Annotated in this window: 14 protein-coding genes; 9 read left to right on the top strand and 5 right to left on the bottom strand. The window is 54.7% G+C overall.

The annotated features are described in order from the left end of the window. Positions 1–100: 100 nt before the first annotated feature. Positions 101–745: a QnrE family quinolone resistance pentapeptide repeat protein gene (locus AC2TE5_RS11915; RefSeq protein WP_213328007.1), complete on the bottom strand. Its 645-nt coding sequence runs from the start codon at positions 743–745 to the stop codon at positions 101–103. Positions 746–924: 179 nt separating this feature from the next. On the opposite strand from AC2TE5_RS11915, the gene ppk2 reads away from it, so the two are divergent. The 3 genes from ppk2 (at position 925) to AC2TE5_RS11930 (ending at position 2,381) form a co-directional block, all read left to right on the top strand. After that, positions 925–1,767 (top strand): polyphosphate kinase 2, encoded by an 843-nt coding sequence (gene ppk2 / locus AC2TE5_RS11920; RefSeq protein WP_484611679.1) that lies wholly within the window; start codon positions 925–927, stop codon positions 1,765–1,767. Positions 1,768–1,866: 99 nt separating this feature from the next. Continuing rightward, positions 1,867–2,058: a type II toxin-antitoxin system CcdA family antitoxin gene (locus AC2TE5_RS11925; RefSeq protein WP_484611680.1), complete on the top strand. Its 192-nt coding sequence runs from the start codon at positions 1,867–1,869 to the stop codon at positions 2,056–2,058. Beyond that, positions 2,058–2,381, top strand: a complete 324-nt coding sequence (locus AC2TE5_RS11930) for a CcdB family protein (RefSeq protein WP_484611681.1) — start codon at positions 2,058–2,060, stop codon at positions 2,379–2,381. The genes AC2TE5_RS11925 and AC2TE5_RS11930 overlap by 1 nt, the downstream gene beginning before the upstream one ends. Before the next feature lie 59 nt (positions 2,382–2,440). Here the strand turns inward: AC2TE5_RS11930 and fdnI are convergent, their stop codons facing one another. From fdnI to fdnG, 3 genes are read right to left on the bottom strand one after another with little or no spacing between them, the layout of a single operon-like run. Further along, positions 2,441–3,097, bottom strand: coding sequence for a formate dehydrogenase-N subunit gamma (gene fdnI, locus AC2TE5_RS11935; RefSeq protein ID WP_257261214.1), 657 nt, complete (start codon positions 3,095–3,097; stop codon positions 2,441–2,443). Further along, positions 3,090–3,974, bottom strand: a complete 885-nt coding sequence (fdxH, locus tag AC2TE5_RS11940) for a formate dehydrogenase subunit beta (RefSeq protein WP_484611682.1) — start codon at positions 3,972–3,974, stop codon at positions 3,090–3,092. Before fdxH ends, fdnI begins: the two co-directional genes overlap by 8 nt. An 11-nt stretch (positions 3,975–3,985) precedes the next feature. Next, positions 3,986–7,033 (bottom strand): formate dehydrogenase-N subunit alpha, encoded by a 3,048-nt coding sequence (gene fdnG / locus AC2TE5_RS11945; RefSeq protein ID WP_484611683.1) that lies wholly within the window; start codon positions 7,031–7,033, stop codon positions 3,986–3,988. Between the two features lie 221 nt (positions 7,034–7,254). Here fdnG and yddG point away from each other — a divergent pair, with 221 nt between their 5' ends. After that, positions 7,255–8,133 (top strand): aromatic amino acid DMT transporter YddG, encoded by an 879-nt coding sequence (gene yddG, locus AC2TE5_RS11950; RefSeq protein WP_484611684.1) that lies wholly within the window; start codon positions 7,255–7,257, stop codon positions 8,131–8,133. 630 nt (positions 8,134–8,763) lie between these two features. Beyond that, entirely contained in the window at positions 8,764–9,873 is a 1,110-nt protein-coding gene (locus tag AC2TE5_RS11955) for a porin OmpC (RefSeq protein WP_033145646.1), read from the top strand. A 64-nt stretch (positions 9,874–9,937) separates the two neighbouring features. Here AC2TE5_RS11955 and AC2TE5_RS11960 read toward each other — a convergent pair whose 3' ends face one another. Further along, positions 9,938–10,873, bottom strand: a complete 936-nt coding sequence (locus tag AC2TE5_RS11960) for a LysR substrate-binding domain-containing protein (RefSeq protein WP_484611685.1) — start codon at positions 10,871–10,873, stop codon at positions 9,938–9,940. Between the two features lie 170 nt (positions 10,874–11,043). On the opposite strand from AC2TE5_RS11960, the gene AC2TE5_RS11965 reads away from it, so the two are divergent. Genes AC2TE5_RS11965 through AC2TE5_RS11980 form a run of 4 tightly spaced genes read left to right on the top strand, consistent with a single transcriptional unit; the run spans position 11,044 to position 14,585 of the window. Beyond that, positions 11,044–11,994 carry a branched-chain amino acid ABC transporter permease gene (locus tag AC2TE5_RS11965; protein WP_213327602.1) on the top strand — a complete coding sequence of 317 codons (951 nt, stop codon included), beginning with the start codon at positions 11,044–11,046 and terminating at the stop codon, positions 11,992–11,994. An 8-nt stretch (positions 11,995–12,002) separates the two neighbouring features. After that, a complete protein-coding gene (locus AC2TE5_RS11970) occupies positions 12,003–13,109 on the top strand; it encodes a branched-chain amino acid ABC transporter permease (RefSeq protein ID WP_484611686.1) in 1,107 nt (368 codons plus the stop codon). Continuing rightward, positions 13,106–13,873, top strand: a complete 768-nt coding sequence (locus tag AC2TE5_RS11975) for an ABC transporter ATP-binding protein (protein ID WP_121423824.1) — start codon at positions 13,106–13,108, stop codon at positions 13,871–13,873. Before AC2TE5_RS11970 ends, AC2TE5_RS11975 begins: the two co-directional genes overlap by 4 nt. After that, a complete protein-coding gene (locus tag AC2TE5_RS11980) occupies positions 13,866–14,585 on the top strand; it encodes an ABC transporter ATP-binding protein (RefSeq protein WP_484611687.1) in 720 nt (239 codons plus the stop codon). Before AC2TE5_RS11975 ends, AC2TE5_RS11980 begins: the two co-directional genes overlap by 8 nt. Positions 14,586–14,596: the final 11 nt, after the last annotated feature.

A 14,596-nucleotide genomic window follows, 5' to 3' on the forward strand; every position in this document is an offset into this window, starting at 1 on the left:
ACTCGCGACGGGCATTATTGAATAATCTTGTATGGTGAGCCAGTTCAAATCCGTTGGCTGACAGGTTAATCCATTAATTCAGGTAAGGTTGTGAATACCGCTAGCCCAAAACCACGATGCCAAGCCGCTCCATCAGCTGGGAAATCTGATAGCTGTCCAGTTTGACACCCTGCAAATCAATCCCGCGCACGTCCAGTTCACCCAGCTCTGAGTTGGTCAGATCGCAGTGGGTAAAATTGGCCGCTCGCCAGTCAAAAGAGGAGAACTCGCCCCCCGACAGATCCGAGCCGCTGAAGGTGGCACCGAGTATTTGCGCACCGTTCCAGCGGTTTTCCCACAACTCGCATTTTTCCAGGACCACCTTCGAAAAATTGGCATAGCTCAGGTTGCTTTTTGTTATGTAAGCACTGCAAAACCAGGTACGCGTAGTGATCATGTTCATAAAACTGGCCCCGCGAAAATCAGCCCCTTGCGCCCTGCATTCACGAATTTCGATGCCTAAGGCATTCGAATGCCTGAAATCCGCCATCGATAAATCGCAGCTTTTGAAAATGGCATCTTTAAGCTGCGCCCGAGTAAATTTACCGCCCTGCTGGCTTTCCCGGTCATAGAACTGACAGCCGATAAACTCCGTGCTTGTTAAATCCGTGCCTGAAAAGTCGCAGTTACGAAAGATTGCATTCTCTATTTTCTCGCCGGTAAAACGAGTACGACCGATTTTTTCGCCCTCAAAAATCAATGCCATCACACCCACCTGTTTATTCATACAGTATCATTCATCATTCTAACCCGTTACCTGTAGAAGAGAAACTCGCTTATCAGACACATATGTCAAAAATTCCCGCGAAGGTTGCAGGTCAGCATTACACTTCAAAGTGTTAGTTCCTTCTAAGCACATCACCCGATCCGGAGATGAGGATTATCATGGGAAACGCAAAACAGAATAAAACCAAAGCAGTGACCGTGACCAAAGCGAGCGTAGATAGCGCGGTTAACCCCGTGCTGAAGACTAAAGAGTACGAAAAAGAGCTTCGTCGCCTGCACGTGGAACTGGTTAAGCTCCAGCAGTGGGTCGTCGCCAAAGGTCTCAAAGTGTGTATTGTTTTTGAAGGACGCGACGGCGCCGGTAAAGGCGGTACTATTAAAGCAATCACCGAGCGCGTCAGCCCTCGCGTGTTTCGTGTTGTTGCGCTGCCTGCCCCAACTGATAAAGAAAAAAGCCAGCTCTACTTCCAGCGCTATGTGCCGCATCTGCCTTCGGCAGGCGAGATCGTGATATTCGATCGCAGCTGGTATAACCGCGCGGGTGTCGAACGGGTAATGGGATTCTGCACTGAGGAACAGGTGGAGAAATTTTTGGACGGCACACCGGTCATGGAAAAAGCGATGGTCGATGCCGGTATTATCCTGCTGAAGTACTGGCTGGAGGTGACGCCGAAAGAGCAGGAGCGCCGCCTGCGCGACCGTATTAACGATGGTCGTAAAATCTGGAAGCTATCGCCGATGGATATTAAATCCTTTAACCTGTGGGACCAGTATACCCTCGCGCGCGACGCGATGTTTGAAGCCACAGATACCGCCTGGGCGCCGTGGTTTGTGGCGCGTTCAGAAGATAAAAAACGCGTGCGCCTGAATATTATTTCGCACCTGCTTTCGCAGATCCCCTATAAAGAAATACACGTAGACAAGGTGGATTTACCGAAACGCAAAATTGGTAAAGTCAAACCCACAAAATACCCGTTCCGGTATGTGGAGGAGCGGTTCTGAAATTACTGGAATACGCCTCGCAGAATGCAGATTACCAGGGGGTACAGTATTGTTTTTTGTTGGCTGCGGTTGATAATAACCGCACCAACAAAGGAGCTAATGATGAAACATACCGCAGAAACAAAACCGGGCCAGAACATCACATCGCGTAAGCCCTTGTGCCATGCAGAACAACGCTCTGCCAGACGGCATCAGCCTTCCGAAGAAGATCGTGCATTTATACAGGCAATGAATGAGTTTGTAGAGAAACATGGAACGATTACTGATGATGATTTTTTCAGGGTGCTTTAATGCTGAGACAATTTAATGTTTATCGTAATACGTCTGCGGCAACTCGGGACAGACTTCCTTACTACATGCTTATTCAGGATGATTGCTACGACGATCTTGCCACACGCGTAATCGTACCGCTAGCGAGAAATAATAGGTTACCGTTATGGCAGAGCCAGCTGGCTCCAGTCGTTAATATCGATTTTGAAACGTTTCTGATTTATTCGCCAATGATCACGAATATTAATAATCAAAAAATCGACCCTAAAGACTTTGTTTGTAATTTACGTAACGCCCGTCATGACGTTATAGCGGCAATTGATCGTTTATTGACAAATACATGACTTAAGGCCTGCCAGGTAGGCAAGCGCAGCGCCGCCGGGCAAAGCCGACGGCGCAGGGCTCACTTCAACCCTTCCGTACTTTCCTGTTTCGCTTCCAGACGTTCCACATCACGATACCAGCGCGGGTGGTGTTTTTGCGCCCAGCGACGGCTCACCTTCCCTTCAATCATCCCTTTAATCGATCCTTTTACCCAGAACGCCATATACATATGGATCAGGATAGCGTGGATCAGGATGATGGCCGACGTGGCGTGGATCAGCAGCGCGTAGCGAATTACCTGAATCGGGAAATACTGCGCAAAATACGGACGCCAGATAATCACCCCGGTCACCAGCAGCACAAAAATCATGCTCATGATGGTCCAGAACATCATCTTCTGCCCGGCGTTGTATTTCCCCACCTTCGCAACTTTATGCTCGTTCCCCTTCAGGACTTCGACGATCCCTTTCACCCACGGGATATCCTGCTTGTCCGGGATGTTATGGTGGACAAAGCGCACGAACATAAACATCAGCACCACGAAAATCAGCACGCCGAAGAACGGATGCAGAATGCGACCCATCTGCGGAGTACCGAAGGTTTCGGTCAGCCACTGCAGCGTCGGGAAGAAGAACGAAATCCCCGACACCGCTACCAGGAAGAAGCAGATCACCACCGTCCAGTGACAGGCGCGGTCAACAAACTTCGTGCGCACTATCATTTTCGACTTACTCATGATGCTCCTCCTCGTCGTCATCCACCTCTTTGTTTGGCCCGATACCGATGTAGTGATAAATCAGCCCCGCAAAGGTAGCGATAAAGCCCGCCGCGGAGAGCGGTTTAAGCGCCCCTTTCCACAGGTTGATGGACGTATCGATCGCCGGATCCTTCGGCAGGTTGTGGTACAGCTCCGGCTGGTCGTTGTGGTGCAGCACATACATCACGTGCGTACCGCCCACGCCCTGCGGGTTATAAACACCCGCATTCTGGTAGCCGCGCGCTTTCAGCTTGTCCACACGCGCCTGCGCCACGTCCAGCATCTCTTTTTTGGTGCCGAAGTGGATAGCCCCGGTCGGACAGGTTTTCACACAGGCAGGCTCCTGCCCAACGCTGACGCGATCCACGCACAGGGTGCATTTGTATACCCGGTTATCCTCTTTATTGAGGCGCGGGATATTAAACGGGCAGCCCGCGATGCAGTACCCGCAGCCGATACAGTTGTCCTGCAGGAAGTCGACGATCCCGTTAGCGTACTGAATAATCGCGCCGGCAGACGGGCACGCCTTCAGGCAGCCCGGATCTTCACAGTGCATACAGCCGTCTTTGCGGATGAGCCACTCCAGCCTGCCGTTCTGCTCGGTTTCGCTAAAGCGCATTACCGTCCAGGATTTGGCGCTCAAATCCGCCGGATTGTCGTAGACCCCGACGCAGTGCCCAACCTCGTCGCGGATATCGTTCCACTCCGAGCACGCCACCTGGCAGGCCTTGCAGCCCACGCAGGAGGAGACGTCGATAAGCTTGGCGACCTCTGCCTTGTAGTCCCGCGCGCGGGGCGCGGGCGTTATCGGGTTAGTCGCGGAGCGTTTGATAACGTCTTGTGTTTCCATCGCCATTGAATCGCTCCTTACGCTTTCTCGATGTTGACCAGAAACGCCTTGTACTCCGGCGTTTGCGAGTTTGAATCGCCGACGTTTGGCGTCAGGGTATTGGCGATGTAGCCTTTCTGCGCCACGCCCTCAAAGCCCCAGTGCAGCGGGATACCAACGGTCTCCACCTGCTGACCATGCACGTTCAGACTTTGAAGACGACGGGTCACCACCGCCACCGCGCGAATAAAGCCGCGCTTGCTGCTCACCTTCACGCGGTCGCCGTTGGCAATACCTTTCGCCTTCGCCAGCGTTTCGCTGATCTCCACAAACTGTTCCGGCTGCGCGATAGCGTTAAGCCGCGCGTGCTTGGTCCAGGTATGGAAATGCTCGGTCAGGCGGTAGGTCGTCCCGACATACGGGAACTTGTCCTTTTTGCCCAAGCGCAGGACGTCGTCTTCGTAGATGCGCACCACCGGGCTGGAGATCACGTTCGGGTGCAGCGGGTTGGTGCCCAGCGGCGTTTCCATCGGCTCGTAGTGTTCCGGGAACGGCCCTTCTGCCAGCTTGTTGAGGGCAAAGAGGCGTCCCAGCCCTTCCGGCTGCATGATAAACGGCCCGGTGTTGCTGCCGGGCGCGGCGGTGTTGTAGTCCGGGATATCGTTCCCCGTCCACTTCGCCCCGTTCCACTGGATCAGCATGCGTTTCGGATCCCACGGCCTGCCGTTTACGTCTGCAGACGCGCGGTTGTACAGCACGCGACGGTTCAGCGGCCACGCCCATGCCCAGCCCAGCGTATTGCCCAGACCGGACGGATCGGCGTTGTCGCGGTTGGCCATCTGGTTGCCCTGCTCCGTCCAGCTGCCGGTGTAGATCCAGCAGGACGACGCCGTCGCGCCGTCGTCGCGCAGCAGCGCGAAGCTGTTCAGCAGCTGGCCTTTCTTCGCCACCAGGTTACCGTTAGCGTCATAGAGATCCGCCAGCGCCACGCCGTTGTTCTCTTTGGCGACTTCTTCAGACTCAGGACGATCGGGCTGCTTATAGTTCCAGCTCATTTTCAGCAGCGGCTCAGCGCCCTTGCCGCCTTCGGTGCGGTACATTTCGCGCAGGCGATGGTAAATCCCGGCCAGGATCTCGCCGTCGTTACGCGCTTCGCCCGGAGCGTCCTGACCTTTCCAGTGCCACTGCAGCCAGCGGCCAGAGTTAGCAATGGAGCCGTCCTCTTCCGCAAAGCAGGTAGACGGCAGGCGGAACACTTCGGTCTGAATCGACGCCGGATCGACATCGTTTGATTCGCCGTGGTTCTGCCAGAACGTCGAGGTTTCGGTCACCAGCGGGTCGATAATCACCATGTACTTCAGCTTGCTCAGGCTGCGAACGACTTTGTTTTTGTCCGGGAAGGAGGCCACCGGGTTGAAGCCCTGGCAGATATAGCCCGTGACGTTGCCTTTATCCATCATGTTGAAGTACTTGATGACGTCGTAAGCCTGGTCCCACTTCGGCAGCCACTCAAAGCCCCAGTCGTTCTCCTTCTGCGCAGCATCGCCGTAGAAGGATTTCATCAGGCTGACGTAGAACTTCGGATAGTTACTCCAGTAGTTCACCTGATCCGGCAGCGTCGCTTTTGGCGTATTCGCCTCAAGATACGTTTGCAGATCCGCCTGCTTTTCAGACGGCAGCGTCAGGTAGCCCGGCAGGCTGGTTGAGAGCAGACCAAGGTCGGTGAGCCCCTGAATATTGGAGTGACCGCGCAGCGCGTTCACGCCGCCCCCCGCCATGCCCATGTTGCCGAGCAGCAGCTGGATCATCGCCATGGTGCGGATGTTCTGCGCGCCGACGGTATGCTGCGTCCAGCCCAGCGCGTACAGGAACGTCGTAGTTCTGTCTGCGGCGCTGGTTGAGGCCAGCACTTCACACACCTTCAGGAAGTCCGCTTTCGGCGTGCCGCAGATGTTTTCCACCACGTCCGGCGTGTAGCGGGAAATGTGCTGCTTCAGCAGGTTCCACACGCAGCGCGGGTGCGTCAGCGTTTCATCACGCAGCGCATAGCCGTTTTCGTCGAACTGATAGTTCCAGGATGTTTTATCGTACTGGCGTTTTTCGGCGTCATAGCCGCTAAACAGCCCGTCATCGAAGGCAAAATCATCCCGCACCAGCAGGTTCGCGTTGGTGTAGTGCTTAACGTATTCCGCGTTAATTTTGTTGTTTTCGATCAGGTACAGCAGTACCCCAGACAGGAACGTAATGTCCGTGCCGGAGCGGATTGGCGCATAGATATCGGCCACCGATGCCGTACGCGTAAAGCGCGGATCGACGACGATAAGCGTCGCATCGTTGTTGTTTTTCGCTTCCATCGCCCAGCGGAATCCCACCGGATGGGCTTCTGCGGCGTTACCGCCCATCACCACCACGACGTTAGCGTTTTTGATATCAACCCAGTGGTTGGTCATCGCACCGCGACCAAATGTTGGAGCAAGACTTGCTACCGTTGGTCCGTGTCAGACGCGCGCCTGGTTGTCTACCGCCAGCATGCCGAGAGAGCGCACAAATTTTTGCGTCAGCATGCCGGTTTCATTACTCGCCGCAGACGCGCAAAGCATCCCGGTGGAAAGCCAGCGGTTAACCGTTACGCCCTGCGCGTTCTTTTCTATAAAGTTGGCGTCGCGGTCGGCTTTCATTAATTTGGCAATACGGGAGAAGGCCTCATCCCAGGAGATACGCTCCCATTTATCAGAACCCGGCGCGCGGTATTCCGGGTAGCGCAGGCGATTTTCGCTGTGCACATAGTCCAGCAGCCCCGCCCCTTTCGGGCACAGCGCTCCGCGGCTCACCGGATGATCCGGATCCCCTTCAATATGGTAAATCGCTTCTCTGGCGTTCTTCGCGCCATCGCCCAGGCTATACATCAAAAGCCCACAACCTACGGAGCAGTATGTGCAGGTGTTACGGATCTCTTTCGCGCGCAGCAGCTTATAGTTGCGTGCCTGAGCCAGCGCCATTTTGGGAGCAAATCCCAGCATGGCTGCCGTTGTTCCGGCCATACCGCCCGCGCAGATTTTAAAAAATTGTCTGCGGCTGACGTCCATTGTTGTCCTCGTTATCTGAAAAGACTTCGCGCCGCAAACTAACAGCAAACCCCCTGTTTTTTTTGCGTCAAATCAAGGTCATCAGCCTTCCCCCCCTTAATAGTCACCCCTGCAATATTTCATTACCCCTTTTTGATTAACGGCTTAAGAGAATAATTCACGACAGCGACAGGCGTAATGCGATACATTTTTCCTTTGATTTTTATTGCAATGGCGAAGTAATGGACAGAAAAAGAGCAACGCTTATTGGGCTGGCGGCAATACTGTTATGGAGCACCATGGTCGGCCTTATTCGCAGCGTGAGTGAGGGGCTGGGCCCGGTAGGCGGTGCGGCGATGATCTACACGCTGAGCGGATTACTGTGTCTGGTTACGGTAGGATTTCCTGATATCAGGCGGTTTTCACCCCGCTATCTAATTGCCGGCAGCGTTTTATTTGTCAGCTACGAAATATGCCTGGCGCTGTCGCTGGGCTATGCCGCAACGCGCTCGCAGGCTATTGAAGTGGGCATGGTCAATTATCTTTGGCCAAGCCTGACCATTGTGTTTGCCATCTTGTTCAACGGACAGAAATCAACCCTGTGGGTGATCCCCGGTTTAGCCGTCTCATTGCTGGGCGTCTGCTGGGTATTGGGCGGTGAACAGGGTTTACATCTTGATGAAATAACCCGCAATATTGTTTCGAGCCCGCTGAGCTACGGGCTGGCGTTTGCCGGGGCATTTATCTGGGCCGCCTACTGCACGGTCACCAGCAAATTTGCGAAAGGACAAAACGGCATCACCCTGTTTGTTTTGCTGACCGCGCTGAGCCTGTGGGTGAAATATGCCATGAGCGATCAGCCCGAGATGGTGTTCACGCTTCCGGTGGTGGTGAAACTCGTCATGTGCGGTATCGCGCTTGGGTTTGGATATGCCGCATGGAATATTGGCATCCTTCACGGTAACATCACGGTACTGGCTGCCATATCGTATTTTACCCCTGTCCTCTCAGCCGCGCTTGCCGCCGCAGTGCTGAGTTCCCCCCTCTCATTCTCGTTCTGGCAAGGCGCGCTGATGGTCTGCGCCGGGTCGTTGCTCTGCTGGTACGCAACAAGACAATAATGCTTTCTCCAACGGCCGGGGAAATTTCAGCCCGGCAACATAATTAACATAAATTTAAAACGTGATCGCACCTCAGAATATTTATCATAATAATAGGGTGTCCGTTTAAATTCGGTTTATATTTGACGCCTTCTGTAAACGGCTAACAAGATAATTGACACAAACTGACAACAGAATGAAATTAGTCAATATTGAATATTAACACCATGGATAGCATTGAGTGCAATAATTCAATCCTGACACTTTCTTGGGAATATTCGCAATATACGTCACGACCTTCATCTAACCCACTGTTATTAAGCCAAAACACTAATACTCACCCCCTCAACGCATCGGGAATACCGAAATCTAACCCTATATACTAAAACTCGCAGAAATTATAGCGATGGCAATAGTCCCGCAGATAACATAATTATTATTCGTATAAAATTCGGTCGCTTTGTTTGAATAATCGCCTTTTCACACGATCGAGATCACACTAATTGAAATTATCTCTAATATTTTGAAACTTATTATTGAAATAAGACTACAAGATTTTTAAAAATAGCATGCCATTGACGAGCAGCCTCGTTTAGAAATCGTTCACAGTGGTTCAGGAAATACCGAAAAAAATTATAAGGAACATTTAAGATGAAACTTAAATTAGTTGCAGTGGCAGTCACTTCCATGCTGGCAGCAGGCGTTGTTAACGCTGCCGAAATTTACAACAAAGACGGTAACAAGCTGGATCTGTACGGTAAAGTAACAGGTCTGCACTATTTCTCTGATGACGCTGGCGCAGATGGCGATAAAACCTACATGCGTATCGGCTTCAAGGGCGAAACCCAGGTTAACGATCAGCTGTCCGGCTACGGCCAGTGGGAATACCAGATTCAGGGTAACAAAGACGAAGGTGACAACCAGTCCTGGACCCGTGTGGCGTTTGCCGGCCTGAAGTTTGCTGAAGCAGGCTCCTTTGATTACGGTCGTAACTACGGCGTAATTTACGACGTGACCTCCTGGACAGACGTTCTGCCAGAATTCGGCGGTGACACCTATGGTGCCGACAACTTCCTGCAGTCTCGTGCAAACGGCGTTGCGACCTACCGTAACCAGGACTTCTTTGGTCTGGTTGACGGCCTGAACTTTGCTCTGCAGTACCAGGGCAAAAACGGCAGCGTAAGCGGTGAAAACACCAGCGGTCGCAGCCTGCTGAACCAGAACGGTGACGGCTACGGCGCGTCCCTGACTTACGACCTGGGCGAAGGCTTCAGCGTAGGTGGCGCAATGTCCTCTTCACGTCGTACCGCTGACCAGAATGCTGCTGGCGTATATGGTGAAGGCGACCGCGCTGAAGTGTACAGCGGTGGTGTGAAATACGACGCAAACAACATTTACCTTGCTGCGCAGTACTCTCAGACCTATAACGCAACCCGTTTCGGTACCTCTAACGGTAACCGCAGCGACATCTACGGTTTTGCAAACAAGGCGCAAAACTTCGAAGTTGTGGCTCAGTATCAGTTCGACTTTGGCCTGCGCCCATCCATCGCTTACCTGCAGTCTAAAGGTAAAGACATCGAAAACTTCGGCGACCAGGATCTGGTTAAATACATCGATGTTGGCACGACCTACTATTTTAACAAAAACATGTCCACCTACGTGGATTACAAAATCAACCTGCTCGACGACAACCAGTTCACTCGCCAGGCAGGCATCGGTACCGACAACATCGTTGCGCTGGGTCTGACCTACCAGTTCTAAACCTTGTCTGTACAAAAGCCAGCTGAATAAGCTGGCTTTTTTTTATCTGTCTCTTTTACCCTGCTCACGACTCCCCGCTCGCCGCCCGACGCAGCCAGTTTTGCAGCAGTTTACCGTCCTCGGTCATCTCTGTATCTGAACGAACGCAGAGGTGATAGTCGCGCCCGTCATCAATGGATAAGTCAAATATCTTCACCAGCTCGCCGCTCTCAAGATAAGGTGCGATCAGCGGCTCGCGCATCAACGCGCAGCCCAGCCCGGCCTGCACGCCCGCCAGCGTTAACAGCCCGTCTTCAAACAGAGGGCCGCTGCGCCGGAGAGGGCGTTTTACCCCCTGCAGCAGAAACCACTGCGGCCATGTGGTGCGCTCCTCATCATGCAGCAGCGGCATTTGCAGCAGTTGCTCAGGCGTGTCGATATGGCCATGAATGCGCAAAAACGCGCGGCTGCACACCGGCACCATCTGTCCGGAAATCAGCTTTTCGCTCTGATAGCCCGCCCACTGACCGTTACCAAAACGAATCGACATGTCCGAGGCATCGCTCAGATAGTTACGATGATTGGCATACACAACGTTGATCTCGGTCTGCGGGTTGGCACGCATGAAATCAGGCAGACGCGGGATAAACCACCCCATGCCAAAAAGCGGGATCAGGCTGATGGTGACCTGACGCGTTTGCGCCTGCCCAGCCAGATGCTCCGTTGCCTGGCGCAGCACGTTAAACGCCGCACGGATCGAGCGGTAATATTCACGTCCGTGCTGGCTCAGCACCAGCCTGCGCCCCTGACGCTCCGTCAGGGGCATTTGCAGATACCCTTCAAGCACCTTGAGCTGATGACTGACCGCTGACGGTGAGATATCCAGCTCCTGCGCGGCCAGCGTGACGCTGCCCAGCCTGGCGATGGCCTCAAAGGCACGGACAGCCCGAAGCGGCGGATCGTTTGCCAGGCGACTGTCTGCATACGCAGACAAACCCGCCGATTGTTCTGTTTTATTCATATGTTGATTTCTTTAGGCTTTTTAGCCGGGAACGCCATTATATTATCTTTATATAAATCATTAAGATAAAGCAATACCGGTTTATCATAAGAAATAATATATGTGTATTTTACAATTTAATTCATTTATCGGATGGTAGCCGCAGAAAGAGCACTTTGCGGGTACAGACGTTGGATACACTCATACAACAACTGATCAATGGCGTGATGCTGGGAAGCATTTACGCGCTGATCGCGCTGGGCTATACCATGGTGTATGGCATCTTGCGCATTATTAACTTTGCTCACGGCGATATTCTGATGGTCGGTGCGCTCACCACGCTTTCCGCCATTAACGCCCTGAACGCCACCTTTCCGCACATGCCGCTGCTGCTGCAGCTTGGCGCTGCCCTGGCGATTGCCATGGCCGTTTGCGCCCTGCTGGCAATGGCCGTGGAGCGCTTTGCCTACCGCCGACTGCGCAACGCCCCGCGCCTGGCACCGCTTATCTCGGGTATCGGCGTCTCGGTCCTGCTGCAAACCGTGGCGATGATTATCTGGACGCGCAACCCGCTGATGTTCCCGCAGATCCTGCCCATGGAGCCGATCGCCGTGACGTCAGGAAGCGAACTGCATCCCCCTGCCATTGTGACCGTCACCGGCATTGTTACCGTGGCGCTGGCGCTAGCGGTAATGACCGGGCTATGGCTGCTGGTGGAATACACCCGCCTGGGCCGCGGCATGCGCGCCGTGGCGGAAAACCCGCGCGTGGCCACGCTAATGGGGGTTAACCCCAATGCCATTATTACCCTGACGTTCGCCATTGGCGGCGTATTTGCCGCGCTGGCAGGCGTCATGATGGCCAGCAACTACGGCAACGCTAGCTTCTCAATGGGCTTTTTGCCCGGGATCAAAGCCTTTACCGCCGCCGTGCTGGGGGGCATTGGTAACATTCGTGGCGCCATGATTGGCGGGATCCTGCTCGGCATTATCGAAGCGCTGGGCGCAGGTTATCTGGGGGAACTGACCCACGGCGTCTTTGGCAGCAACTATCAGGACGTTTTTGCCTTCATGGTCCTGATTCTGGTGCTGGTCTTCCGTCCGGCAGGCCTGCTGGGCGAGCGCGTAGCGCACAGGGCGTAAGGAAAAAGATGACTACTCTTCAACTACAAACCCCGGCGGTGCCGCGCAAATTCTGGTCAGGCATGGTCCTGTTTTGCCTCGCGCTGCTGCTTGCGCCCGTGGTGGCCACGCAGCTTGGCGGCAACTACTGGGTGCGCGTTATCGACTTCGCCCTGCTCTACATCATGCTGGCGCTGGGGCTCAATATTGTGGTGGGCTATACCGGCCTGCTGGATATGGGGTTTATCGCCTTTTACGCGGTCGGGGCCTATCTCGCTGCACTGATGGCCTCGCCACACCTGCTGGAGGTGTTTCCTGTCCTCGGCGTCTGGTTCCCGAACGGACTGCACACGTCATATCTGCTGATTATTCCGCTGGCTGCGCTCGTCGCTGCGGTCTGCGGCATTTTACTGGGGGCTCCTACGCTGAAGCTGCGCGGGGACTATCTGGCGATAGTGACCCTCGGCTTTGGCGAAATCATCCGCATCCTGATGCGTAACCTCGACCGTCCGGTGAACATCACCAACGGTGCAAAGGGCATTACCGGGGTGGATACGCTGAATCTGTTCGGCCTGAAGTTTAGCGGCGTATACCACTGGTTTGGTTTCAAAGTGCCCGCCCTGTGGCTGTGGTACTACCTGCTGATGCTGGTGATTGTGGCGATTATTTTTGTCTGCCTGCGCCTGCAGCATTCCCGTATTGGTCGCGCCTGGCACGCCATTCGTGAAGATGAGGATGTGGCCCGAGCGATGGGCATCAACGTGCGTAACTATAAGCTGCTGGCCTTTGCGATGGGTGCCTCGTTTGGCGGCGTGGCGGGTGCCCTGTTCGGCGCGTTTCAGGGCTTTGTCTCCCCGGAATCCTTCACGTTACAGGAATCCATTGCCGTGCTGGCGATGGTGGTGCTGGGCGGAATGGGACATATTCCGGGCGTGATCCTCGGCGCGATACTGCTTACCGCCCTGCCGGAACTGCTGCGCAGTCAGGCAGCCCCGGTTCAGCAGGCGCTATTCGGTACGGTACTGATTGACCCGGAAGTGTTGCGTCAGCTGTTCTACGGCCTGGCGCTGGTGCTGGTCATGCTGGTGCGTCCTGCCGGGATCTGGCCGGTACGCCACAAGGAGGTGAATACATGAGTCTGTTAACCGTTCGCAACATGTCCAAACGCTTCGGCGGGCTTACCGCCGTGGATGACGTTTCGATCGCCGTGAACAAGGGTGAGATCTACGGCCTGATTGGTCCTAACGGGGCGGGAAAAACCACCTGTTTTAACCTGATCACCGGGCTTTATCCGGCGGACAGCGGTGAATTTTCAATTGCCGATAAGCCCTATTTCCCAAAGCATATTGAGAAAGTCACCGCCGCCGGGATTGCGCGCACCTTTCAGAACGTGCGCCTCTTTAACGACATGTCGGTGCTGGAAAACGTGATGGTGGGTCGCCACGTGCGCACCCGCAACGGCCTGTGGGCCGCGCTGAGTCGCCACAAGCGCGCTCGCGCGGAAGAAACGCAGACCCGGGAGCTGGCCTGGCACTGGCTGGAATACACCGGCATTGCGAAGTTTGCGCACTACCGCGCCTGCGATCTGGCCTATGGCCATCAGCGCCGTCTGGAGATTGCCCGCGCGCTGGCAACGGAACCGCTGCTGCTGGCGCTGGACGAACCCGCCGCCGGGATGAACGCAGCGGAAAAAGTGGCGCTCGGCGAGCTGCTTATCCGCCTGCGCGATGACGGCAAAACCCTGCTGATGATTGAACATGACGTCAAGCTGGTAATGGGCATCTGCGATCGCCTGACGGTGCTTGATTACGGTAAAACGCTCGCCAGCGGCACGCCGGAGAGCGTGCGTCGCGACCCGGCAGTGATCGCCGCCTGGCTTGGAGGCAACGCCCATGTCTGAATTACTGAAAGTGGAACGTGTGGACGTGCATTACGGCGGCATTCAGGCCGTACGCGATGTCTCTTTTACCCTGCACGAGGGCGAACAGGCTACGCTGATCGGCGCTAACGGCGCGGGGAAAAGCTCCACCGTGCGCGCCATTACCGGGCTGGAAAGCTTTAGCGGCAGTATTGAGTTCAACGGTAAAGCGGTACGTAAGCATAAGCCCGAAACCCTGCTCCGCGACGGGTTGGTCATGGTCCCGGAAGGACGCGGGATCTTCTCCCGAATGACGGTGCTGGAAAACCTGCAGATGGGCGCCTGGCTCAGGCGTGACACTGTCACCGTTAAGCAAGAAATGAACGCCATTTTCGAACGCTTCCCGCGCCTGGGAGAACGCCAGCATCAGCTTGCCGGCCTGCTTTCCGGCGGAGAACAACAGCTGCTGGCCCTTAACCGTGCCCTGCTCAGCCGCCCGCGGCTGCTGATCCTCGACGAACCCTCTATGGGCCTTGCGCCGAAGATGGTCGAAAACATTTTTACCGTCATTGCCGGCCTTCGCGAGCGCGGCGTTGCCCTGCTGCTCATCGAACAAAACGCCCGTCTCGCGCTGGAAGTCACCGACAGCGCGTGGGTGATGGACAGCGGCAGCATTGTTCATCATGGCAAATCGAAAGCGCTGCTCAATGACGACCAGATTGCACAGATTTATTTGGGCGAAATGCCCGTTTAACAACACCAGCC

This window comes from Enterobacter sp. N5-15, assembly GCF_057221635.1.